Source organism: Sinomicrobium kalidii (assembly GCF_021183825.1).
Lineage (GTDB): Bacteria > Bacteroidota > Bacteroidia > Flavobacteriales > Flavobacteriaceae > Sinomicrobium > Sinomicrobium kalidii.
This window is the reverse complement of sequence record NZ_CP089211.1, coordinates 3440055-3464835: the sequence shown is the minus strand read 5'-3', so window position 1 is coordinate 3464835 and position 24781 is coordinate 3440055. Positions and strand designations below refer to the sequence as shown.

Genomic DNA, 24781 nt, shown 5'->3' with positions numbered 1-24781 from the left:
ACACATTTGCAGGCATTTATTTATTGTATAACCATTAAATTATAAAATCATGAATGAAGAATTCGAAAAACTGAAAACCATGTTCTACATTACCAAATCCTTTTTCATGTCGCACCCGAGTTTCTCACAAACCTATGTGTTCAGGGACACCAACCGGAAGGCACTGAACGACTATCTCGGAAACTTGGAAGCCGAAGACCGGCCCACCCAACTTTACATGCAGCACCTGTATGCCGTTAACCAGCAATGCGACAAGGATAACGTGACCCTTCTGGAGGAAGAACTAACAGGTTTCAAATCCCTCTACAAACCACAGGAAAACCTGGGTTTCAGAGAGGCCGTAAAGCGTGAAGAAGCCATTTTCAATGCCCACGCCGGCCAGTTTGAGAAAGGTTCCCTGAACCACGACTTGCGGGCCTACCGTCCCGACCCTTCCTACCTTCCCGAAGGAAAACTCAGATTCAAGTAATCTGAAACGGCGGCGGGGTATCCTGCCGCCGTTTTTTTAAAGCCTTAACACCTAACTATCCCGGAAATGACTATCCATAACGATGAACATAAAGCCTTTCTGCACGCGCTTTCCGACAAGGGAAAAAGCCACCTAAACCTGGAGGAAGTTCTCAGGGAGATGTATTTTACCCGGGAAACCGGCAGGGCTTTTATTTTTCAGAACAAGGGTAAATACGGGGTTTTCTATCTCCGTAAAACGATATATGATAACGAGGAGCTGAAAGATGTGGAAATCCGAAAATTCTGGGAACTGGTGGCATTTATCCAATACCTGAGGGATCATTTTTACCTGTATCCTGTCTCTTCCCTGTCTCATGAAGACAATATCACGGCTATTCATGAGGATTACTACATCCGCCCCCGAATAGACGGCAACAGGATCGTACTGGGCAAAGCGGGAGAGCATACCCTAACCCCCAGGGAAATCCTGAATACAGACGGGAAAACCCTGTACAAGGGAATAGTGTACGACAGCACTTATTACTATTCCCTCCTGGAAAACCTTACGGGAAATTTTATACTGTCAAACAAGTTTGCCACACTGGTCCATAAGGATGAAAGTACATCCGAAAAGCCCGCTAAAAAGCAAAAAAACAACACTGCCCATATATTGAGAGGAATGCTGCTCGGACTTGTTTTTGTACTGTTGTTCTTTATTTTTATCGTTTACCTGAAAGATCGTAAAACATACCTGCAGAAAACACAGGTCCCGGATATTCCGGAAATCTCCCATACGAATAAACTGGATAGTATTCTGAAAGCGATCGGGAAACTCGCCCCGGCAGTCCATACGACGGATACGGTTTTAAAAAACAAAGAGGTCCACTACGGTATAGACATTTCCAGGTTTAACGGAAAAGTGGTAACGAAACTTCCATACCTGGATTCTCTTTCGTTTGTGATCTGTAAAGCCACCGAAGGCATGTATTACACGGATCCGTATTTTAAGTTTAACTGGAAACACCTGGAGCAAACCGGCTTAATACGCGGTGCCTATCATTTTTACCGCACAGGCGAAGACCCGGTGGTACAGGCCCGGCACTTTCTGGAAACGGCAGGGGATTTCAGCCATAAGGTCATTATGCCCATCGTGGATGTGGAATCGGAAAAGGGTGTGGAAATAACCGTCGATTCATTACGTAACGCCCTGCTGCAGTTCCTTGATGTTATAGAAAGTGAAACCGGCCGGCAACCTATGATCTATACCAATACCGCCTTTGCCAATCGCTATCTCAAAGATTCCGTGTATGCGCGCTACCCGTTGTGGATAGCCGACTATAATGGGAAAAGCACTCCGGAAATCCCCCATACCTGGAAGGACAAGGGGTTTTTCATCTGGCAGCGCTCCCCGAACTACACCATCGATTCTGATACTACCGATATCGATATTTTTTACGGAAACCCTGAAAAACTTTACAAGTAGATCTCGTTGATCTTTATAAAACCGTTCTGGGCAGCATAGATAATGATCCCGGCAATGTTCCTCGCCCCGGTTTTCTGTAAGAGATTGGCCTTGTGGGTCTCTACCGTTTTTTTACTCACGTATAGCTTTTCGGCGATTTCCTTTGCCGTAAGCTGATAACAAAGCAGTTTCAATACCTCAACCTCTCTTTTGGTGAGGGCATCCATCTGGTCGCGAGGTGGTTTGGGCAGGGACGACGCCATTTGACAGCGCAATACTTCCATCTGTTCATCATCGAAATAATGATTATGCTCCACCACTTTCCTGATGATAACAACCAGTTCTTCCCTGTCAATTCCCTTGGGAATAAAGGCGTTGGCCCCGAGGCGGAACATATACCCCAGATATACCGGCTGGTAATACGACGATATCACCACTGTTCTTATCTCCGGATAATCCGATATGACGGCGTTAATAACTTCTTCCCCGTTACCGTCTTTCATGCGCAGGTCGAGTACAATCACATCGGGATGAAGGCCGGATGCCAGTTTTTCCCGTACGGAATTCCCGCTATACGCCACGCCAATAACCGAAAAGCCGGGAACTTCACCAAGGTAGTCCCCAAGCAGGTCAGCTACGAGTCTGTCGTCGTCAACCACCATTATGCTGATCGTTCCCTTTCCTTTCATAACACAGTACAAATTTAGTTCCTGCGGGCCGGTTGTCCCGGAAACCGTAATACGCTTTCAGTTGCCTCGCCCGCAGATCTATATTCTTTACCCCCAGCCCCCCCGATGTATCGCCGGGCATTCCCGTTCCGTTATCGCCAACCGACAGCAATACATACTGCCGGGATATCCTCAGTCTTACCTGTATTGAGGTAGCCCCGGAATGCTTTTGAATATTGGTAATCAATTCCTGGAATATACGGTATATATTTAACTTGATCTCTCCAGACAGATACTGCCCTTCCTCCCGGGAAATAAAGAAATCCATATGGTACTTCCGATATACAGGATATAAAAATGTCTTCAAAAGATCGCCCAGATCGCTTTCCGAAAGCATGGGAGGTGACAGGTCATGGGATATTCTTCTCGCCATATCGATACTTTCACGGAGCAAGGCATCCACTGATTTGTCATGGCTTACCAGTTTCACCCTATAGAGCCTGGATATCAGTTCATCGTGCAAATCTGAAGCTATGCGTGTCCGTTCTTTTTCCTGTATATCCAGGCTGTGTTTCAGCAGGCTGTTGCTATGCGCCAGTTGCATGGCTGCCTTTTGCCGCTCTTCATCGCGAACACGGTTTACGTAACTCCGGGTTATGGCAATTATAAATCCTACAAGTATTACGAACAGGAGCAGGGTTCCGATGATCCACGACATAGGTATTATGTGTTCTGACCAGTTTTCCATGAGGGGTACGTAATAAGGGTAATGTAAAATACAAGCAGGCACAGGGCCCGGAAGCCCCAGACCCATCCAACGATATACAGGGGCTTGTTCAACAGGTAATTGGTAGACAATGCCAGGCTGAAATCCAGGGCAAAAAAGGCCAGAGACGCCAGTACCACCCTCAAACCGGCATGATTCAGGACAATTTTCCGGTCGTAAAATTTCCATAGCACATACAACGCCTGTCCGAGAATACTGAGATTATAGCAAAGACGGTCATACGACTCATATGAAATCACATCCTTCCTGAAGACCATATGAGATAACATCGGAACAAGAAGCAGCAGGTTCAGCGTCCAGAAAACCCGTGTTTTCTGCCGCATGACAAGAATAAGAAAGAAACAGCTCAGGCAAAGATGATGTATGAAATAGGATATGGAAAACAAATAAAGGTTGGATTTTCCGAAAAAGGACAAGACCTCCATCAGGAAAAGGGCCGCCAGATATATTATAAACACCGGTTTTCCCTTTTTGAACAAATGCCATAACACTCCGGAAAACAGGACCAGCATTGCCAGTCCCGTAATCATATCCATGATTATTTCAAGTCTCGGCGTATCATCCATCCATTACGATCACAACAGGTTATAACTTCCATCCACACTAAAAGGCGGACGCGGCTGTGAGACGTCTTCATATGCCTGGTAGGAAAATGTATATTGGTCCTGTCCGGTCAGTATCTGCGTCCTGGTGAGTATGAGTTCTACATTATAACCGTTATACTCGGCAGTTTGAAAGTTTTTCAGGGCCAGTATTGCGATCAATTCTGTCCGGTCGCCTGTATTCATCAGTTTTTTCAGGTCTGCAAACGGCAGTGTTATCAACCGCAGCAGTTCGCCGTGTCCCGGTTTTTTACGCTGTTTTTTCTGACTTTCGAACCAGCTTTTGGAAGAGAGTATCCAGCTCACGATCCTTTTATCCGCTTCCTGTTCGGGCATATTTCCCACAGTATCGGAAGCGGTTGACGGACCGGTCGTCAGGCTCCTTATAAAATCCTTTCGCACCAGGGTTTTACCCATCACGTAATTCTGCTTACGGTCAGTTACGTCGTCCACAAGGTAAAACTCCAGGTTCAGGTCGCGTATCCCGAGGTAACAGTGCAGGTTCTCCGGATTTTGGGCTTCCCAGTTCTTAAAATCTTCATACTCCAGGGTAAATCCGTATCCCGAAGTGAGGAAACTAAGGGCAACATCGGTGCTCCGGATCTGGTTCCAATAATCGATAGACAACCTGATCTTGTCTATTTCCGCATTTGTGCCGGATTCAGGGGGGTAGTTTTCAGACATGGTTTTTATGTTATTTTTATTTGTGTTTAAAATTAATAAAAATATACCAAGATTGTTTTTTGCCTGTCCGTACCAAAACGAGGAAAATACAAATTCGGGTTTTGCCATGGCGGGCAGCCTGATAAATTTTCCGACCTGTATGAGCCTGTCCTCCACAACTTTTAAGATTGATCCCCTGGTGTCTTTCAGTGCCCAATAAAACCCTATGCCACCCTTGCCGAAGCACAAGCCAGTAATCCGAAATAACTTACACCAAAAACTGCCATCGACTGTGGTGTCTGCCAATGAAAGATATATTTAACACACAGGAGATAGGCCAACCCGTAAAGGCAGAACATCACGGGACGCATGAGAGGTGATTTACCGTAAATCCTGATCCTCAATGCGTCCTGTTCCTTTTTATCCCTGACAAAGAAGAGCCGCCCCCTGTCTATGGTTATCAACAGGAAAGTGACCAGTATATGATAATTTTCATCGTATTTGTGAACAAATGCATAAATAAAAAGACCGTAGATACAGGATAAAAACGGGAAAAAGGAAAATTTGTATGCCAGAAAAAGCATAAAAACCGTAGCATGCACCATAATTCCTTCGGCCAGTAACTTGGCTTTCATCAACCCTTCGTACTGATCGGCCCGGAAATAAAACCACAGCCAATCCAGGGCGATAAACAGATATGTTCCCGTTGTGATATATTTAGAGAAGAATTTTAGCATTTGGCTACTGTAAACTACTTCTATAATACTGATAACTCATTATAGTTCACCCATTCTGATTAGCGTATCAATTTCAAGTCCCCCTCTCTATCCTTTCTGTAAAAAAGGGCAAATTCCAAAAAATCCTGCTTTTTATCCTTTTCCAGTACATATACAAATCCGGGGGAGCGGTAAGGTAATTTGAGTGCCACTATTTTTCCATTACCATAAAACATTAACTGATAATTTTCAATCGGCACCTTGTTTATTTTCGCTGGTAATGAAGAAAATGAACGCTCCTGTTCTCTTTTCACGGTAGCATCATCCCAATAATTGGCAATAGTAAGCTCCTCTATTCTTTCCTTATTGATCTTATCGTATTCCGTTTGGTCTTTACTTCTGAAAACACGCAGCAATTCGTCATACCGGCCGGTCAATTCTTCAAGCAATTTGTCTTTATCCTCATTCAGAAGGTCTACAGAGTTTTTCCATCCTTCATTTTGATATGGAACTTTTGCCGCAAAAATGTTTTGATAGCTATATTGCTGTCTTTTTTTTCCTTTAAATTCAATAAGAGGGAATTCTTCCACTAATGCCCTCGGTGCATTTTCAACAAAGGCATCCCTTACATAGATTTTGACCTTTATAAACGCATTATCCCTTATCTCAGCCTCTCCTTCGTATGGAAAAGACCTGATCTCAAAATGTTGCCGCCCGGTTTCAAGGATATTTTCATTAATCAGCCAATCTACTGCCATCCCCCCTTTTCTGTAATTTGCAAAGCAGGGAACGTCATTTACCAAAACTTCAACAGGACAGTCATTGGTCTTTACTTCTATTTCGTAAAAAGGGGTTTTCAAAATCTGAAAATAATGTATCCGGATTTTCATCAAATGAAGTTTGATCCAAATCAAGACTTCCATAGTCCTCACCAATATATTTCCGACTTTCGTTTTGTTGCGATTGACATTCCATTAAAAAGCAACATATAAACAATAACGAAAAAAGATGACTCCACCTCATATTTACTTGGTATTAATCCAGGGTTTAGCCTTGAAAAGACGTTTCATATATCCACATGTAGCAAAAAACAATACTGTGCCAAATAATACGCATATACCAGCACCCCACAACGGCATATCCGGACGCAACCCGGAAAAATAGCCATAGCTCAGATAGATGGTTACTATACAGGAACCTGTTAATCCCAGCGGCACTATAAAGGTTATTCCCGCCAAATAACCAAATCGCAATATTGGTTTTGTATCCTTTCCCATTGCATAGGCTATCGCCATAACAGAGAAATAGCCGGTTAGTAGAAAAAGTAATCCTGAACCAGCCAGTAATAACAGGCTCATTCCGGAAATTACCGTGGCCTTTTTCATTCCCTTTGCAAATCCGACTGTAACATGCGAGCCGATTTCCTTCGGTGTATCGGAAGCCAGATCGGCCAATACTTTAATTTGATTTCCTTCGCGATCTGCAAAAATGACATAAGGTTGATGCATCTTCACTTTTTTATAGCCCGAACCATCGGTAAAATTCCGGTAATATGAATGATGTCCGACGACTCTCCCCTCATATCTGGGAAGTGTTAATACTTCATAAACCTTAGGTAAGGTAAAATACGGAATACCTGTTGTCAGCAAGAACAAAATAAATACCACTAAAAAAACAAACCCTTTCCATAACCAGTTCTTACCTGATTTTTGTCTGAGGGTTATTTTCCAGGTTATTATTCCCGTTATCAATACAAGGAATAAGAGGCCAAAGCCAAATGGGGTTAGCATGGGGTTCAGAGTATTTAAAAAATCAGAAAATTATCAGATTCTCACCATCCAGGTATTCACTATAAAAAGTATATTCCGGGAGTTCAGGATATTCTTTTGTAAAGCATAATGAAATATTCTTATTAGGTGCACTCCATTGATATTTTGTCCCGAATTCATTTTCAAATATTTTTCTCTTATTTGAATATGTTTTATCCAATTCGTCAAGAACCGAATTTACAGCATCATTCCCTTTTATTTGTATTGTAAACCCGATGATATTTTCCTTTTGGCAAAAAATAAATACTTTCTCACCATTAAAGTTTTGATGATGAAAATTCCCTTTTTTTAATATGTAGTAAGAGAATTTTTCACCTCCTATTCTCGGGAATTTATTATCTAAAAATTTCTCATGCCCCCCTCCTAAGAGATCTTTCAAAGAAATCGCACTATCATTTGAACAACCAATCAAAGTGCCTGACAACAACACACCCAAGGTCCCGCAGCCAGTTTTTAATATAAACCCTCTCCGCTTCATAAATTAAATAATACTTAGACCATTGCCTTGAGATCGCATGTGCAGTTTAACTTCTAATTCAATATTGCCTTGTTTCTTTATATCCGGACTTTTGAATTGAAGTGGTTGGCCACCATTTCTTTTCATTAATCTTACCAATTTACCGTTTCCCATTATCTGCATTTCAAGTTCATCCTCATTTAATGGCTCTACCTCCAAATTTTGATTAAATAATTTGGCGGCACTTTGTTTGAAACTTTCTTTTCTCTCCTCTGAAAAATAAAATGCTTGTTCCTGCAATTTCATTTTTTCTCTTGACAATTCCAAAAATCTTGGTGCATCGTGTATCTGTAATATACCCTGAATTTGCCTATAATAGGATAGCACTTCCTGAAATAATTCCACTTCATCGAAATCGGTTAAATTCACAGAATTTTGCCATCCGTCCAATACAAAAGGAAGCTCAACTTCTATCTCGGTTTCAATTTCGAAATAAGGATGTTTTATATTTTCAGTTAATCCATCCCAGGGCGATTCTATTTTAGGATGAAATTTAATTCTCGATTCTTTCCATTTATCCCGGTCTGCCTCTGCACAATAAAAATCTATCATCATAACATCTCTTTCAGTCAGAGACTCTTGCCCCATTCTCGGCAACAATTTTCCTACTATCTTATGTTTACCACTCTGGAGCAAAGCCTGATTAATTATGACATCACCAGCGTACCCTCCTTCTCCTTTGGTCTTTTCTCCATACCAATCCACTACGGGAACATCATTTACATATACAGAACCTGAACAATATATTGTTGGATAGATTGAATACAAAGGCTTCTCAAAATCATTCATTTTTATATTATTTTGTGAAATATTTTTTTTCCAAAGGTAAATCTCCTTTATCTACTACTTTTTCTTCTACCCGAAAATCACTCTTCCACCAACCTATTTCCCCTTCGATCAACACGGAAAGAGTAATGCCGGAAAACTTTAATGTTGGCTGAATAAAGACCCCTTCTTCATCAGAATCTAATACAACCTCTCCTCCAAAAAATCCGTGAGCTCGAGCTGCGGCCCTGAAAGAAACATCAATAGGGACAAAGTTCGCCCCACTGGCTTGACCTATATCTGCATTAATACTTAATACAATAGTAACTCCCATTTTCCCTCCTATAGTTGATTTCCCCTGCATATCAATCCCACGAACAGCATCAATTTTCAGAGCATCAACCGCAATTTCCAATTCACCATAAAAGGATGCTTCAAATACCACAGAGGCACCTAATCTATCCAAACCCCTCCTGAAATTATTTATGATCCGAGCTGCCGCAGGGTTACCTGTAGCCCCATAAGAAGCCATTGCTATTGCAGCTCCAATAATATCTATTACTACTTCTGCCCCTATTAAAGGTTTAAACCCAAAACCAATTTCACCGACTATGTTTGCAGCAGTTCTATTATCTATTCTCTCTAAGTACCATTTACCTACAATCGCAAATTTAGGATATCGGATATCAAAACCTACCGGTAACGCTGTTTGTTGCGCAACTCCTCGAGCAAAATTAATAGCTTCCTGTAAAATGTTAACAGAGTTGGCCACCATTTCTCCAGCCAATTGTATTCTGTCCGCAAATTCATTAGTAAAACTTCTTTTGGAGTTCCCGTTATTCCATTCGGCAGAAAGGCCAACCCCTATCGTTATCGGGACTCTTCCCCGCCGATTCATTAGCCATCTTCTATATCCGGCCTCCCTCGACTTTTCCTGATGCCTTGCGAAAATATTCCCAGATGGCATATTTACCGCTCTATAGTTAGATTGATTAACTATAAATTCCACTGCCAACTCCCATTTAATATCAGGATATACACTAAAGTTGATTTCCCTGGTATATCTACAGGTTGAAACACTTAATGTGTGACCCTGTATTAATGAATCATTAATTGGCCATATATATTCTAATACATTTCGGATGTCCAGCAAGTCAACATTAACGTCAGAGGTGCTATTGACACCTGACATTCCATCGGGATACTCATACTTCGGCTTCAACACAAGTTTGTCCCCGCTTTCTTCCGGCGACCATTCGCCAACGGCTTCATCGTAAACAAATATGTTGTTATGATGCGACGGGTCCTCCCCGCATTCTTCCGTATTCACTCCTTCGAGCTGTATGGTGACTTCCTTATCGTCACCATTTCCCGCAACTACCGGAATGACCGGGTTGACCAGGTTGGCGGTCAAGGTTCCCTGTTCTGTGTTCTCCCTCAGTATTTCTACCGGGTCCTGGTCTTTTACGGCCACCTCGATGGCTGTAAAACGGCATTCTTCGTGCTCAATGGGTTCGAGGGTTTCTTCCTGAACACTTACGATCTGGGGAGTAACACCCAGTTTGGGCAATATAAAATCGAAAATTGTTGTGGTGATCTCCAGGTCAAATTCTTTTACCACCGGGCTTCCCGGGGCCAGCCCTCCGTCCATTTCCGTACGGTTTTCCAGTACGTCGCCGGGACTGAACGTAAACCTCACCGTGTAGGTTTGTGTTGCTCCGTCCGGATGACCCGTTGCCTGTTTCCATGCCGGATCTACAAAAAGGGATTCCTTCATTTCGAGGTTGTACTCCAGGGCGGGATTATTCGGATTCGCATAGTTTTCAAGCGGGAATCGCTTTTTACCGTTGTACACCCGTGTCCCCTGATGAAGTATTTCCACCTCGGCCGAATACCTGCCGGGAATTATACGATGGGTTTCTATATGCAGGTCTATGGTCTCGCCGTATTTTACATTTTGCAGACTCCCCGTATCTTCTGAAATAAAATTTTCATCCGGATCGTAGTTTGCATAATTACGTACCCTGGCAAACAACGAAACTACCTGGGGCTGCTCTACCCCGATAATAAAGGCTCCCATGTTGTTCCATTCGGGATAGTAATACAACCCTTCCAGCCATACGCCATGTCCTTTTTCCTTAGGTTCATACGAAGGATATTTGGGCGTATTCCAATCCACACGGCCATCTTCCCCCACTTTAAAAGCAGTGATGTAGTTGCGTCCTATTTGCCTGACCGTATCGGGAGTATAATCTTCGCTTCCCCCGTTCAAATGATTAAAATACTCGTGCAGGGCCATAGGTGCAGGGCCGTTGTTCCATTCCAACCAGGTCTCCTCGCCAAAATTATCTATCCCCTGGGCTACAAAATAAATCATATGCCTTCGGGACTGAAGGTAACGTATGCGGTCTACATTCAATTGAAACCGGGCCTTCTGCCCCATGCGAACTTCAAAAATGGTATAACCGTGGCGTGAAGTCTCTACCACACTGTTTCCGGAAGACGGGTCTGACAGGGATATCCAGTTACTCATTATTCGGCACTTATATGGTGTTTAACTTTCTTTTCCTGTTTGCCCGGAGGTGCTGCAAAGGGATTGAGCATAGCGTGTGTTTCCTCATCCTTTTCTTCCGTTTGCCGGGATGTCGGCGATGCCGTCTGCCCGTGAAAAGTAATACTGATACAGGGTGCTCCCGCTATGGGGCACACGGCCTTACTTTTCTCCGTAAGTACGTTACCTCCGTTGCTCAGGGTCACTTTTTCATAAAAATCTTTCCACTCGGTTACCTGTATCTGGCAGGGTTTGTATCCCCCGGGTGTGGGCTGCAGTTTGCATTGCCCGAAGGTTTTCTTTTCAAAGGGTTGCCCGATGTCCATACTGGTAGCGATCATTTTTTCACTGCCATCGGTTTCGTTCACGTATTCCTTGTGTTTGCTTACCACTTTTAAGGTATCGGGGAAATCCCCGTACTGGCATTCGCACATAGCGCCCTGGCATACTATTTTTCCACTGCTCATAACCGTGTTATTTTAAACGAAATCTCTTTTTCTTTTCCTGTGACAAGGTAACACTGACCTTCTGCTTTTCTCAGGTCAAAATCCTGCAGATCCCAGGTATATTTTAATTCCAGATGCCCCTCTTTCACCTTACTCCGGTGACGTATCTTCCCGGCTTCACATTTTCCGCTGAACCGGAGCAGGACACGATTACTGTCGCCAACACTCCGGACCGTTTGTCTTCCTTCAAAAACCGTGGCCGGTTCTCCGGGAATAAGGGGTAAACGCAACCGGGCTTCTTCATTGTCCTGCACGGGTTGCTGCACAAAAAACAGGTAATAAAACATGTCCCTTTTTATGGCCTGCCTGAAATTTTCCAGGGAAGAGAGGCTTTTTGTTACACTCTCGAAATAAGCATTGGCTTCTTCCCCTGTGTATTCCCGTCGCAATTCCGGCAGGGCTTTTACCCATCTTCGCTGTACCTGTTCCAGGTTTTCCACGCCCAGCATCATCCCGGACCGTCCTACTTTAAAAACAAAAGGGTATAGTATCTTTACACATCGTTCGGCCAGCACATCCATAAGCCGGTACACCAGCTTGCCGTTCACAGCAAATCCTTCACGGTTTAGAGTACACAACAGTTCTCCCCTGTCATCTTCCCGGTACCTGACCTTAACGATGTACTGTATTGTTTTTTTCCTGGTTTCCTGTAACTCATGGCCTTTTGTTTTATATTGTATTTTCACACCATAATGTAGGGTTTTGTTCATATTTTATTTTCCGGTTCTTTTATATTGGTGTTTCGGGTTCTTCAGCAGGATATCTACTTGTTTACATATTCGGTATAAACCGAATCCAGATTAAACTCGCTGAACTTTATTTTTCCAAAATCTTTTGCAGAGAATATTTTCTCTTTTTCCAATGTATCGGGGTTTGCCTTATCACTATAAACAAATCCCAACTTATGCAGCATATAATTCTTTGTTACGGAGTCATATTTAAATGTAATATACTCATCAATTATATATTTGTTCGAACAATTTTGTTGTTCTACAGTAAAGTAATCTCCTTTACTGACTATTGTTCTGAAACCTTCGGAAAAGCAATTTCCACTTTCATCGGTAATCCTTATGATGCTATTGTTTTCGCCTAATAGTTTACCTGTTTTGTCTACAAGTCTTAAATCCTTTTGTTTTACAACAGCTTTCAACTCATTATTTAACTCATATACCAGCGAATCCGACTCAACCCCGGGTTTTGTCAATTTTTCTTTTGCAGCATCCTGAACTTTACATACTCTTTCTCTTTCGGACCTATCCGGAATTTGTTTAATCATTTTGGCCGCTTCAGGGTTCAATAAATCTTTCATATTTAACCCCTGAATGACATCACAAACATAAGTTTTAGCATCATCCTCCTGCCAATAATTATTTATATATCGGGTTTTAGTTAAAATCCATTTACTATTAATGTAAGTCACATAATAGTATGCTTCATCGGTTCCTCCATCCGGGAAAAAAGTATGTATCCTTAACAGTTCTTCATTATCTTCTACTTTTTCAATATCTCCTATTATCCTGCCTCCATCTTCTGAAAAGTTTATACTTTCCAACATCATTTGATATCCCCCCCCCTTATTTACAAAGAAATACAACTCGTTACCTTTATATTTCTCAGAACTTACGACTTTATCTAAAGTACCATTTTTATCAACATCTATTTCTCTTATGAAATAATCGCTATTGTCTTCAAAATACTCTATACCTTTTTGGTTGCCTCTACATCCAGCCACGCAAAATATTAAGAAGAAAATTATCTTACCTGTTATTTTCACAGTCCGTTTCATATTTAAAAATTTCTTTTAATTCATCTACGTAATCCCTTCTCTCCTGTAATCCATTGCTCCCTCCATTAACTAACCAACTAATAACATCTACATAATCATCATCTGCTATTAAGTTAAAATCAACAGTACCATATTCTTTTGTCTCTCCATCATCTTCATAAGATATTATATCCTTTGAATAACTTGGGTTAACATTTGTTACATAACTGGGAGCACTTGACGGGGGAGACCATGTTTCTCCTTCACTTAACACCTTTCCCTGCTTCCAAAACCATCCTGCTGAATCACAAGCATTAAACAAATCATTCCCTATAATTTCAGGATCTTCAACACAGTCAACACCACTATAAGCCCCATAAATTTTATAATTACTCTCCCAGGTAAGTTGCATTAACCCTCTTCCTATATATGGGGCATAACTTGCTGAAGTATTATATTCTTCTGACGTTCTTAATCTATCTGTTTCGTGATATATTTGAGCTAAAAAATGAATTTTCCTAATACATGTATTTATATCATAAGTATTAAATGTGCTATTTAATTCTTCCGTAAATCTTGCAAAAGATTTATCTGATGAAGGTATATCACAATTAGATTTCCAAAAAAGATTTTCTTTGTTATCTCCTGTGTAAACGGAAGACTCTGACTTACGCAAAGCAATGATAACTTCTTTCACTTCTTCTTCTGTCAAATCTCTATTGCAATAGCATTGTGCTACGCCCAATTCAAACCACTCCCCTTCTTCATTCAAAAACGTATTACTCCTGTCTTTACCACAATAATTCACCTCGCCTTCTGCTTCTGCCTCTACTTCAATAGAGATCAAACTCCTTACGGTCTCTCCGTATATGGGTTCCATCCCTATCGGGCTCATCGGTCCAAAAACTTCGGGCGAGACACTTCTTTGATTGACAGTATCATTGTAAGCCACGATCTCTTTTTCCTGTAACTTCTCCTGCCATTCCTTTAATTTATCATCATCTTTGGGGCGGAGTTTTATTTTAGCGTAACGATAGGCTCCCTTCAGCTCTTCTTCTTCCGGTTCTCCGAGTTCTATAGTCGTGACTTCATTTTCATCTACTAACACAGGTAATGCTCCCCCATCAGCAAGCATGGTTTCTTTCTCTTTCAGGGTTACCTGTACACAATTTACGGCACCAAAATGTTCTGCCACTATATACACTTCTTTTTCTAAGGAAGCGGATGAGATTTTATTGAAACTAACGCTCTCTTTTAGTTTTTTTGTTGGCAGCTCTATATCCTGATTAGCTTCATATGTTTTGTTTTCCAAGGTATTTACTACATCTGAAAGACGTAAGTATTCATTTCTTTCAGCAAGTTCTTCTTCGGAATTTTCTACTATGACAGCGGCAATCGTTTCTTTATTGGAGTCGGTAATGGTATTATCAAAATTAAAAGCATAAGAAAAGGGTTCCCCTTCTTCGTCTGTTTCTATTGTATCAACAACTCTCTCGGCAAAATAAGCATCCATTACAAATACATCCCCGGGAGGCGGATCTTCGGGTTCGCCGAAACATATCCCTTCATCGGCAGTTTCGTTAATGGAGATCGCAGCCGACTGATTGATGACATCCGCATAATTATTAATATCTCCCCGGGCTATCCTGATAAATTTCCCCAGGGCTATTTTAGTAATCACTCCCATAACTAAAACAGGTTTCCTTTTTCCCCGCTATTGTTGTTAATTTTTGATTTTGCGTGGTTGTTCATGACGCCTTCATTGCTCATGGAGCTCATCTCGGACCGCCCCACATTATTAATGGTATCGGCCTGCGACCGGAATTCTCCGTCTGATATTTCCGTGATATTGGCAGCCTGCAGCCTGTAATCGGCTGTAGCGGTTTCCTTGAGGTTTTTGCCGGCGGTGATGCTGGTATCATCCCCCGAAATTGCGGTAAGTGTTTTTCCGGCCGTAAGCGACATGTTCTCCCCGGCGCGAATGGAAACATTTTTCGGAGCGCTGACCTCAATGTTTCCCTGTCCGTCCATAAACCATGTATTGCCCGATGGGTCTTCTATAAAAATACTGCCTTCGGCATCGTTCATCTTGATCCTGGTCCCACTACGGCTGTGTATGACCTTGAGGTCGTTATTGGCTGTGGCATACCCACTTTTCTGATTGCCATTGTACATGGTCCCCACGATATACGGCTTTTCGGCATTGCCGCCCTCATAGGCCACAAGTACTTCTTCCCCTACCTCGGGGATAAAGTAAAAACCTTTGCTTCCCCCGCCGTGCGGTTGTACCATCCGTATCCATGGGCTTTCATAATCCCAGTGGAATTTTACTTTAACACGCCCGAGGCCTTTGGGATCGTTATTATCAGTCACCACGGCGGGCTGGGTTTCCGCAAGCGGAGGGTTCAGCACATCGGTATAGGGCGGGGCTTCCACGGTATCGGGGACACCACTGAACTCATTGGTATAATTTCCGGTCTCATCGCACATGTGGGTGATCGAAGTCACGTAGTAATTCCCGAAAGTGTCTTCTTTTACCCCGTCGGCCAGATCGCCGGTGAGGGAGAACATGGGTTCCTTGACATTGACAATATCTCCTATACGCAAACCGGGTTCGGTAGAAATGCCCCTGGCCACCACCAGGCCGGCAGCACGGCCATGCAACTGGGTCCTGATCCTGTCGTGCAGATGGCTCTGGGCATTACCTGCACTTATGGGATGGTGGTAGTACATTGCAGCACCATTATCCGGGAACACCTTCCTCGAAGTCCGGAACATGCTTTGGGCAAGTCCCTGTGTTTCATACCCCACTTCTCCGGAACCTGCTTTCTGTGTCTGTGCATATTCCGGATCGTACCCCGTATATTGAAAGCCCATGGGTTTTATGCTCATACGGCGGTTAAACCGGGTAACATTCTGCCCGTATATCAGGGAGAACGTCCGGGACTGCGGTTTTCCGAAAACCAGTTCCGTACCGTTGTAATAAAACCACTCTCCTTTTTTCCGGGCCATACGGCACAGAAAGGCATAATCACTTTCTTTGTACTGTACGGTATAGTCCAGCGCGGTGTCCCTGCTGATCTGCAGGTTGAGCTTCATGCTCTCCTTATGTGATCCCAGGGTATCCTGCACTATTGAAGACAGTTCCTTACCCAGATAAGACCGGGTATTGGGCACGCCGTCAAGTTTTACGGTAGGACTGGTTCCGGAGATCACAACTTCACCGGCTGCTCCGCGGCTGCGGTCCAACCAGACATCTGTAACAAGCCCCTTAAAAACCAGAGGAGTTGTCTGGTTTTTAAGGTTTTTGGGCTGAACTTCTATATGAACGGGCTGCCCCATATAATCCTGGGCTTTATCAATGGCACGTGATATGAACTCTTTAGGCAGATGTTGTTTTATGGAGAATGCATGGTGGCCTATTACATTTTGTTTAATCACTAATTTGGAGAACTTTAAAAGAAGTTCCCCATTGATACTGATCCTGATATTTGTTTGAATGGCCATGGGTAAATTATTTTATTTAAGTTCTGTTTATTTTGAGTTTCAAGGTGTTTTCTCTTATTTTAGTCAGACACCTTAATACTGTTCTTATTCGTATTCAGACGAAGATCATTAGGTATTTTCACTACATACGTATTGATCCCGTAATCCTTAACCAGTAGACTATCCTTTGTATTCTTCAACAGTTCGCTTTCCGCCATCACTGTTAGCTTTGCTTTTAGTTTTTGTCTGACCACACGGATCTCAAACTGTTTATCCCCTTCTTTATATACATGATCTATACCCGGGGAGTAATAAACGGTCTCCGAAGGAAGATTATAATATGCCGTTATCCATTTCTCATCGGTAATAACATCCCGTAATTTCACACTTCCCCTCGGATAGTACGAATTGTTTTGTGCTGTACAACCCATAAACAAACTAACGATTATGATGTAAACGATAATTCTTTCCATAAATCAACTGCCTGTCGAAACAAAAAGCACAATATTTATTTTATAAATCCTGCCTGATTTATTGTTCACTGACCAGGTTCACAATATCAAGCGTATCCAATTCTTTTATGGACTCCTTTATCTCCGGTTGAGTTCCGATATAATATTTGATATACCTGACTACATCTTTTCCTTCAAGATCCCTGCTTGCGCCACCGGCAGAACCACCAAAAGCCGATGTTTGATCTGTCGGTATATCCTTAATTTCCGTAACAAACGGAATCTCGTTTTCCGGTGCTATAGTACCTTTGTAAAATTTCGGGAAACCCGACCAACCCGGGTTATCCGGAAACCTGGACAACAATATACCGTTTGAAGGTATTCGGTATACGCGGGCCTTATCCCTGTACTCTTCTTCTGCCCCATTTTCCTGGCCATAAATAACTAAAACGTATCCTGTGTAATTTTCGGGGACTACAAATACGGATTCTTCGCCGGTTTGCCAACAAGCCGTAAAAACGGGTAACGCCATAAGCAACAACAGCGGAAAGGTGGTTTTAAAATTCATCCTGAATATGTTTATTCCATTCATCGACAGTATAGGTTTGGGTTCCTTCACGAACACCGGTAAAATTTCCGGCATCGTCAAACATAATCTGCATATCCACGTTAAACAGCGGGTTTTTGTTATCTCCGAAAAGACTGTGCACCCCCCCGGTTTCCTGATACGTACCTAAAAACACTTTGGTCATCCCGGATTGGTCCACTACAAAAGCTTCAGCACTTGGAAAACTATCGCCTGTAAACGACCCTTTTACAGTTAACACACCATTCTCAATATCTTCTGTTACAGATAGTGTAGAGTGTACATCGAGGCTTGGAGTTACAAAGCCGGGTGTAAGCGGATCTTTGCCATAATGATGAAAATCAAATAATGCTATTCCTTCACCGAAACTCCTGTTAGAAATCGATGCTGTTGGACGACCAACATCAATATCGGGAGGAATATGATAACCGGGTGTAGTACCGGGAATTCCATAAAATATAGTGGGGTCACTTTCAAACTCCAATTCAGATATTGAGCCCTGTGAAGGGTCAACGACAAAAGTAGAACGGACTCTTGACCAGACACCTTCGTCTTCGGAAACCGTAGAAGGCCCCCTTCCATCTCCTTTAAAAAAAATCCCTGTTGTCGGAGAAGAAATAAAAGACCTTATATGAATACGCCAGGGCCACCTTCCCTCCTCATGAAACGTTAAATTCAACACTCCACTGTAACCTACACGGGTCAAACTATCTATTACCCCTAACGCATCTCTAACTGAATGTACGTTTACATCCATAATATTCTTTAGTCCTTACAGTTGATTACAATGTTGGCGGCCAGTTCTTATCAAACCGCGAACCGTTGATATTGATCTCTTTGGCCACAATGGTTATTTCTGCACGCATGGGCAGGGAATCATCGGAGTCAAAGGCTTCTTCATAAGCTACGCAATAGGCTTTTTTGAATTCCAGCCCTCTCATTTTGGACATCCCGTCCCGGCGATAGAACACGAATTTCCCATCCCTTACCTGGCTCGGATTGCGCATCCAATCGAAAAGCGATGTACTCTTGGTCAGCTCTACCAGCACCCGGATGCGCCCGCCCCTGGGATCGGCCGCAGGCCTGTCGCTATGGTCCGTATCCTGCACCATGGACATCCTGTACCGCAGTACGACCATTTCTTCGCCGTCTATGGTTAGTTTTGATAAAAAACTCATAATCAAAGTATTATTTCAATCCAGATTGTGTTAAATTTCTTTATAAAAATACGGTTTTATCTTGTCATCCCATATCCCTGAAACCCAGTATTTTTTTTAATACAGGTACGGCTCTTCGCACAATATTGCGAAAAAACCGGGGAAGGACAACTCCGTATAGGCAAAAGCAGGCTCTCCTCTTTCCAAAGAGAAGAAAAAAGTTTGGGGACTGATAATTGGTTTAGGGGGATAGGGTAAATAAAGGGGAAGGCTGTTCACCATCCCCTTTTTTGTAATATTTGATCTGATCGCTTATTACAATAAGTTTGGGAATGGTTTTATACCCATTCGTTGATATGCTCACCACCTCCGCTGGATATCATACGGCAGGATATGGTAAAGGTCTCCGTCAGGGGGTTATCACCACTGTGATCGAAGTTTTCCTTGTATTTCACCAGGTAACCCTCGGTGAAGTTCACTTCGCGAAGTTTGGCGTCGGTGTCGCGCTTAATGTAAGTGATCACACCGTTCTTGCGTTCGAAATTATTGGTCATCCACTCAAAGAAGAAAGAGTCTCCGGTGGATTCTACGGTAAGGTTCATGCGCCCTCCCCGGGTTACCGAAGAAGGTCGTCCTGTGGCATCTACTTCCTGTGCCAGATCGTAGTTGGCGCTTAAAATGTTTACTTTTTTTCCGCCTACGCTTAATGTTGCTTTAAATGACATACTACTAAAATTTAAAAATTAAGGTTAATAAATAAAAAATACCAAATCAAATATTGAGTTATAAAACAGTCTGCAAGATATTAAATGTGAATGTATTATACAAAGTCCGGTGTTAAGAAAGTGTTGTCTTTCCGTTTTTTTGTGTAGGAATTATTCTTTGGTCAGCTACACAAAACGCCTGAAATCCCGGAGAATATCCGTAAAATATGTCTTAAAAAGAAATTGTCCTTCCGGAGACATTTTTAGAAGAAAAAAGTATTATAACAGGTCATTCTGCGATTTTATCTGCCTCATAACCTCATCCGGAAACTATTATAACATGAGTTTAATCATCACCTGACAATCATATATTTGATTTATGGCTGTCAGGTCGGGCCCTTCATCCGGTTTAATTTCCTTTTCTGCCGGTCCCATGGCTTCATCATTCTTAAAATCCGGTTTTCGCGATCATTCCTAAAAGTTGTGGATATTGTGGACGTTCGGACCTAAGACAGCGGGACATGAGAGATACGACTTGCGATTTATGAAATGGTTCCTTTTTGTTACAGCGGTTGTATTGCCTCAATTGAGCGTCATTTATTGCAGCCTTTGCATAATGTGAAAAATTATGGTCTTGTTGTCGGGTTAACAACAGGTTATGGAGTTAATGGAGGTACTGAGTTATTGCGTGATGCCTGAATAACCAAAACACAACCTCACTTGCAACATTCAACCCAAAAAACATTCGTGTATCCGTGGCAAAACCAAAACGGGAACCTACAACAAATCAAAACCCCACAACCTTTGATCCTTGCCCCCGATTTCAACTCTTTGACCGAGAACCGGGGTTCCGGGCCTTTCCTTTTGGTCCGCCCGCTTTACTCCGCGAAGCGTTTTATGGTTTATCATACGTTATGAATTCGATGGCCTGAATAAAAAATCGCCTGAAAAATAATTTCAGACGATCTTTTATGGCTTGCCTTAACATTAGAGCTTATTTAAAAAGAATTTATTGTAGAGAAAAATGCCCTTTTTAAACAAGCTCTTAAGGACAAGGATATACAATTATTTCTGTATCCATTCTCCGCTTTCATTGGCATAAAGTACACCTGTTTTATCACCCATGGCGATTTCGAGCTTGTACTCTTTCGCTTCGTTCACATAAGCTTTGGAGATGGTGGCCCCCTTGTAGTCTTTTGCCAAAGCAGCCGAGATGGCTTCAGGCACTTCTTCTACCGCTATTTCCTTGAATTCTTCCTGGCTTGCTACAATAGCTATACCATCACTATTTACAGTTGTTGCTGCCTGGGTGGCAAATCCTCCTAAAACCAAAACTGCTGCTACAAATAATTTTTTCATGATTGTAAAATTTTAAAGTTAAACTTAGTGTCTGTCTTGTGCTTTAAATACTGAAATTTTAATGCCAGTATTAACAACAAAAATCAATATACTGGTTAACAGATACTTACAATCAAACAAAAAAATACAGCTCAGTAAAGTGTGTAATTATTCGGTGTGAAACAATTCGTTTTATGTATAATAAATACACAACTTGAAGGATTTTACAACATATTCCTGCACAATCTATTGCATTGCCGGAAAATTAATCCCGCGAAAAAATCCGGAGTACGTACCAGAACAACAACATAAGAGATGCAAATAATCCTATTGCTGCGGGGATATAATCTTCTTTGCCGTATTTATTCACCAGATTTGAAGTTTGGTAAAGTATGGCTCCGCCCGCCAATAAACACATTCCGACCGAAAACCAAAGACCGAGGTTAAATCCGAAGATCGTCCCGGCAATAATCAATCCGATAGCAATAAAAAAACCGATGACCAATCCGGTTTTCAGGAATGAGAAATCCTTCCTGGTCAGAAAAACTATGGCGGATAATCCGGTAAACAAGGCAAGGGTCACTATAGCGGCCTGATTAAGTATTTCCGGCCCGGACTCCAGATAATATGCAGCGATATAAATCAAAGGCACAAAAATAAAGGCCTCGGCTAAAATATAAATGCCGTAAGCCAAATACTGCTTGTTTTTATCGGCAGTCCTCAAAGCGGTACTTTCCGCATAATTGGTGATAAACATGAAGCCGCCCAGCATTAAAAGCCAGCGGTAGCCTTCTGTCATAGACAAGGCAAACTGTACAATGGTCTCACTCTGCAATAACAGATATTCAAAAAGAATAAAAGCCAGCACCCCTCCTGCCACATGGGCATAGGTTTTCTTATAAAATGCGGCGCGATCGGCCAGCGTTAAATCACTTAACATGATTTTGTCCTGAATCTGATTTTCCATAGGTTGTTTTGTTTAGAAACCGGGAATCTAAGAAAAAAACCGGAAGTGTGTTTAAAGAAGTGAAAAATTTATAATTTCTTAAAGAGGAAACGCCCTGAAACAAAAAAAGCCCTCCGCCCGCGGCGGAAAAGCCTTTCATTGGTCTAACTACTAAACCTGGATAGATCAGGGGATCTACCCTAAACAACACAACTAAACTTTAAGTGCCAAAAAAAGCCCCGCAATAAGGAGCTTTTTTTTGTTTTTGGCGGTCCGGACGGGATTCGAACCCGCGACCCCATGCGTGACAGGCATGTATTCTAACCAGCTGAACTACCGGACCTCTATCGTATTGCGGATGCAAATATACACCCCATTTTTAATTCCGCAAATGTTTTCCCTAAAAAAATGAAGGTTAATTTCCAACCGTCAAATAAACTTTTGTCTTTCAATCAGGTAGGTCTGTAAAATTTTTTCCAGGTCCTGCCGTACGTCCGCTTCCACATATTTTATACGATACTGGGCCGCTTTTAATTTTATCTCCTCTTTATAGGCTTCCACAGCCTTTCTATATTCCTCTTTTATGTTATCTGCATAGAGGTTGATATGCGCTCCGGTCTCCACATCGACAAACCGCTTGGGGCGGTTATCAAACTCAAAGAGATATTCGCTGGATTTGTCCATGACATGAAACAATACCACTTCGTGCTTGTTGTATTTCAGGTGGCGCAGGGCATCAAACAACTCTTCCTCCCCGGTTTCGTCCTGGAACATATCGGTAAAGAGGAATATCATACTCCTGCGGTGTATCTTTTCAGCGATCTGGTGCAAATAGGTATATGTTTTTGTAGCCCTTTCTTTTTCAATACGTCCTGCTATATCTTCCAGAACCTTCAGCAGCATCTGATAATGACGGTTACTCCCCTTTTCGGGTGCGTAAAAGTCGTATGTATCCGAATATATACTCAGGCCCATGGCATCGCGCTGTCGTTTCAGCAGGTTCATCAAGGCGGCGGAAGCCAATACGGAAAAACCGATTTTATTCAATGAGGTTACCGACAAATTCCTGATTTCCGGATAATACATGGAAGACGAATTGTCTATAATGATATGACAACGTAAATTGGTCTCTTCTTCATAACTCTTGGAATACAGTTTGTCTGTCTTGGCAAACAGTTTCCAGTCTATATGCCTTGTACTCTCGCCGGGATTATAAATCTTGTGTTCTGCAAATTCGGAAGAAAACCCGTGAAAAGGGCTTTTATGCATTCCGCTGATAAACCCCTCCACTACCTGATTGGCCAGCAGATTGAGATTTTTAAAGAGCTGTACGTTATTTAATTCGTTCTGTATATCCACGATACCGTATTAAAGTCAACTACCTCGGGGCAATCCCAATAATTATCGGGACACGAGGTATAAATCGGAAAACCCGAAAAAAAGTATTTCGACGCAAGCGTCTGAGCATTTTAAATCTCACTTAGTGAGTAAATGTCTATAAAAATAAAAAAGGTTTGGCCGCGAGCCAAACCTTTTTCAATCTGTTATATATGATTCACTAATGTTACATTAACGAATCCAGTGCTTCCGTGTAGGTTGCCTTAGGTGCCACACCTACCTGTCTTCCCACAACTTCACCGTTTTGAAAAACCAATACCGTAGGGATGTTACGCACTCCGTACTTCGCGGCAAACTCCTGGTTTGCATCTACATCGACCTTTCCTACAACAACCTTTCCTTCATATTCGGAACTTACTTCCTCTATGATCGGGCCAACCATTCTACAAGGCCCGCACCAGGCTGCCCAGAAGTCTACCATAACCGGTTTATCGCTTTTTAATACTACTTCTTCGAAAGTAGCGTCTGTGATCTCTAATGCCATAATATAAAATTTTAATTTCCTATCAGGTTTACAATGCAAATTTAATCAAATATTCTTCCAAATTTTATATTGCCGTATTAGTTTTGATTATGAATGCATTACAAATAATGATAATACCCTGCCGGAATGTGGCACACCACACTTTACTATCTTGCCCGGTCCGGGAAATCCGTAATAATACCGTCTACCCCCGTTTTACGGACTTTCGCAATATCTTCCGGATCGTTTACGGTCCAGGCAAACACCTTAAAGCCCGAGTTTTGCACCTGTTGTACATTTTCTTCGGTAAGCTGTGTATATTCGGGATTGATCGCTACGGCACCCAGGCGTTTTGCCGGTCCAATGGCATCCAGAGGATCTTCACCGGTGAGCAGGGCTATCGGTATGTTCCGGTTGCGTTTTCGGAGTTCGGTCAACTCGTTCCACTTAAAACCGGATACGATAAAATCGTCATACTGCCACCCTTCCTTATCCACGTAATAACGCAATACATGATCGATCTCTGCCGACATGTCAGTACCCTTGAGTTCGATATTCAGTATACACTGCCTGTTTACCAGTTTCAACACGTCCTGGAGAATGGGTATCCTGTGATTGCCTTCGAGTAACAGGGATTTTACATCCAGGATATCGTATTCTTCTATATTGCCTCCTCCGTTAGTGAGCCGGTCTACCTTTTGATCGTGAAAAACCACCAGTTCTCCGCTCCGTATCCTGAATACGTCAATCTCCACGGCATCCGCACCGAGGTCAAGTGCTTTTTGCACGGATGCGAGGGTGTTTTCCGTCTCATATCCCATCGCCCCCCGATGGCCTATGACCATCACGTCGTCATGAACAGTGCACCCTGTAAGCAGAAGCAGGACCCAAAACAGGAAGAATGTAAACCGTCGCATCTCTTATCGCTTTTTGATGTTTGAAGATACACAAAAAAATGCTTTATACGCAT

General features: G+C 42.4%; 27 protein-coding genes and 1 tRNA gene. 2 read left to right on the top strand and 26 right to left on the bottom strand.

Going from position 1 to position 24781, the window contains the following annotated elements:
* Nucleotides 1-49: 49 nt before the first annotated feature.
* Both LS482_RS13995 and LS482_RS13990 read left to right on the top strand, forming a co-directional pair.
* Entirely contained in the window at nt 50-469 is a 420-nt protein-coding gene (locus LS482_RS13995) for a hypothetical protein (RefSeq protein ID WP_233028138.1), read from the top strand.
* A gap of 66 nt (nt 470-535) precedes the next feature.
* Nucleotides 536-1933, top strand: a complete 1398-nt coding sequence (locus tag LS482_RS13990; RefSeq protein WP_233028137.1) for a GH25 family lysozyme — start codon at nt 536-538, stop codon at nt 1931-1933.
* On the opposite strand, the gene LS482_RS13985 is transcribed toward LS482_RS13990, so the two are convergent.
* The 26 genes from LS482_RS13985 to LS482_RS13860 form a co-directional block, all read right to left on the bottom strand.
* The gene (locus LS482_RS13985; protein WP_233028136.1) at nt 1924-2601 is read right to left on the bottom strand and encodes a response regulator transcription factor; all 678 of its coding nucleotides are present in this window, start codon (nt 2599-2601) and stop codon (nt 1924-1926) included. The two genes, LS482_RS13990 and LS482_RS13985, sit on opposite strands and share 10 nt — an antisense overlap.
* A complete protein-coding gene (locus LS482_RS13980) occupies nt 2564-3298 on the bottom strand; it encodes a sensor histidine kinase (RefSeq protein WP_233028135.1) in 735 nt (244 codons plus the stop codon). Before LS482_RS13980 ends, LS482_RS13985 begins: the two co-directional genes overlap by 38 nt.
* A 5-nt stretch (nt 3299-3303) precedes the next feature.
* Entirely contained in the window at nt 3304-3903 is a 600-nt protein-coding gene (locus LS482_RS13975) for a hypothetical protein (protein WP_233028134.1), read from the bottom strand.
* A gap of 39 nt (nt 3904-3942) precedes the next feature.
* Entirely contained in the window at nt 3943-4653 is a 711-nt protein-coding gene (locus LS482_RS13970) for a hypothetical protein (RefSeq protein ID WP_233028133.1), read from the bottom strand.
* Nucleotides 4654-4856: 203 nt separating this feature from the next.
* On the bottom strand, nt 4857-5369 hold the full coding sequence (locus LS482_RS13965) for a hypothetical protein (RefSeq protein ID WP_233028132.1): 513 nt from the start codon (nt 5367-5369) through the stop codon (nt 4857-4859).
* 59 nt (nt 5370-5428) lie between these two features.
* The gene (locus LS482_RS13960; RefSeq protein WP_233028131.1) at nt 5429-6238 is read right to left on the bottom strand and encodes a hypothetical protein; all 810 of its coding nucleotides are present in this window, start codon (nt 6236-6238) and stop codon (nt 5429-5431) included.
* 135 nt (nt 6239-6373) lie between these two features.
* Complete coding sequence (locus LS482_RS13955) at nt 6374-7138, bottom strand: hypothetical protein (RefSeq protein ID WP_233028130.1); 765 nt, start codon at nt 7136-7138, stop codon at nt 6374-6376.
* A 22-nt stretch (nt 7139-7160) separates the two neighbouring features.
* Nucleotides 7161-7655: a hypothetical protein gene (locus LS482_RS13950; protein ID WP_233028129.1), complete on the bottom strand. Its 495-nt coding sequence runs from the start codon at nt 7653-7655 to the stop codon at nt 7161-7163.
* 3 nt (nt 7656-7658) lie between these two features.
* On the bottom strand, nt 7659-8483 hold the full coding sequence (locus tag LS482_RS13945; RefSeq protein WP_233028128.1) for a hypothetical protein: 825 nt from the start codon (nt 8481-8483) through the stop codon (nt 7659-7661).
* Between the two features lie 7 nt (nt 8484-8490).
* Nucleotides 8491-10992, bottom strand: coding sequence for a hypothetical protein (locus tag LS482_RS13940; protein ID WP_233028127.1), 2502 nt, complete (start codon nt 10990-10992; stop codon nt 8491-8493).
* Complete coding sequence (locus LS482_RS13935; protein WP_233028126.1) at nt 10992-11477, bottom strand: DUF4280 domain-containing protein; 486 nt, start codon at nt 11475-11477, stop codon at nt 10992-10994. The genes LS482_RS13940 and LS482_RS13935 overlap by 1 nt, the downstream gene beginning before the upstream one ends.
* Nucleotides 11474-12226, bottom strand: coding sequence for a hypothetical protein (locus LS482_RS13930; RefSeq protein WP_233028125.1), 753 nt, complete (start codon nt 12224-12226; stop codon nt 11474-11476). The genes LS482_RS13935 and LS482_RS13930 overlap by 4 nt, the downstream gene beginning before the upstream one ends.
* Nucleotides 12227-12279: 53 nt before the next feature.
* Complete coding sequence (locus LS482_RS13925; RefSeq protein WP_233028124.1) at nt 12280-13290, bottom strand: hypothetical protein; 1011 nt, start codon at nt 13288-13290, stop codon at nt 12280-12282.
* Nucleotides 13274-14968, bottom strand: coding sequence for a glycoside hydrolase family 19 protein (locus LS482_RS13920; RefSeq protein ID WP_233028123.1), 1695 nt, complete (start codon nt 14966-14968; stop codon nt 13274-13276). Before LS482_RS13920 ends, LS482_RS13925 begins: the two co-directional genes overlap by 17 nt.
* 2 nt (nt 14969-14970) lie before the next feature.
* A complete protein-coding gene (locus LS482_RS13915; protein WP_233028122.1) occupies nt 14971-16788 on the bottom strand; it encodes a type VI secretion system Vgr family protein in 1818 nt (605 codons plus the stop codon).
* Nucleotides 16789-16847: 59 nt separating this feature from the next.
* Complete coding sequence (locus LS482_RS13910) at nt 16848-17198, bottom strand: hypothetical protein (protein WP_233028121.1); 351 nt, start codon at nt 17196-17198, stop codon at nt 16848-16850.
* Nucleotides 17199-17298: 100 nt separating this feature from the next.
* Nucleotides 17299-17787 carry a DUF6843 domain-containing protein gene (locus LS482_RS13905; RefSeq protein ID WP_233028120.1) on the bottom strand — a complete coding sequence of 163 codons (489 nt, stop codon included), beginning with the start codon at nt 17785-17787 and terminating at the stop codon, nt 17299-17301.
* Complete coding sequence (locus LS482_RS13900) at nt 17777-18562, bottom strand: hypothetical protein (RefSeq protein WP_233028119.1); 786 nt, start codon at nt 18560-18562, stop codon at nt 17777-17779. The genes LS482_RS13905 and LS482_RS13900 overlap by 11 nt, the downstream gene beginning before the upstream one ends.
* Nucleotides 18563-18587: 25 nt before the next feature.
* Entirely contained in the window at nt 18588-18983 is a 396-nt protein-coding gene (tssD, locus tag LS482_RS13895) for a type VI secretion system tube protein TssD (protein ID WP_233028118.1), read from the bottom strand.
* Between the two features lie 317 nt (nt 18984-19300).
* Nucleotides 19301-19687 carry a type VI secretion system tube protein TssD gene (gene tssD / locus LS482_RS13890; RefSeq protein WP_233028117.1) on the bottom strand — a complete coding sequence of 129 codons (387 nt, stop codon included), beginning with the start codon at nt 19685-19687 and terminating at the stop codon, nt 19301-19303.
* A gap of 1044 nt (nt 19688-20731) precedes the next feature.
* Nucleotides 20732-21025 (bottom strand): hypothetical protein, encoded by a 294-nt coding sequence (locus LS482_RS13885; protein WP_233028116.1) that lies wholly within the window; start codon nt 21023-21025, stop codon nt 20732-20734.
* 244 nt (nt 21026-21269) lie between these two features.
* Nucleotides 21270-21971 carry a Bax inhibitor-1/YccA family protein gene (locus LS482_RS13880; protein WP_233028115.1) on the bottom strand — a complete coding sequence of 234 codons (702 nt, stop codon included), beginning with the start codon at nt 21969-21971 and terminating at the stop codon, nt 21270-21272.
* A 245-nt stretch (nt 21972-22216) separates the two neighbouring features.
* Nucleotides 22217-22293, bottom strand: a tRNA-Asp gene (locus tag LS482_RS13875).
* A gap of 86 nt (nt 22294-22379) precedes the next feature.
* Nucleotides 22380-23309, bottom strand: a complete 930-nt coding sequence (locus tag LS482_RS13870) for a DUF58 domain-containing protein (RefSeq protein ID WP_233028114.1) — start codon at nt 23307-23309, stop codon at nt 22380-22382.
* A 205-nt stretch (nt 23310-23514) separates the two neighbouring features.
* Complete coding sequence (gene trxA / locus LS482_RS13865; RefSeq protein ID WP_233028113.1) at nt 23515-23832, bottom strand: thioredoxin; 318 nt, start codon at nt 23830-23832, stop codon at nt 23515-23517.
* A gap of 146 nt (nt 23833-23978) precedes the next feature.
* A complete protein-coding gene (locus LS482_RS13860; protein WP_233028112.1) occupies nt 23979-24728 on the bottom strand; it encodes a glycerophosphodiester phosphodiesterase in 750 nt (249 codons plus the stop codon).
* Nucleotides 24729-24781: the final 53 nt, after the last annotated feature.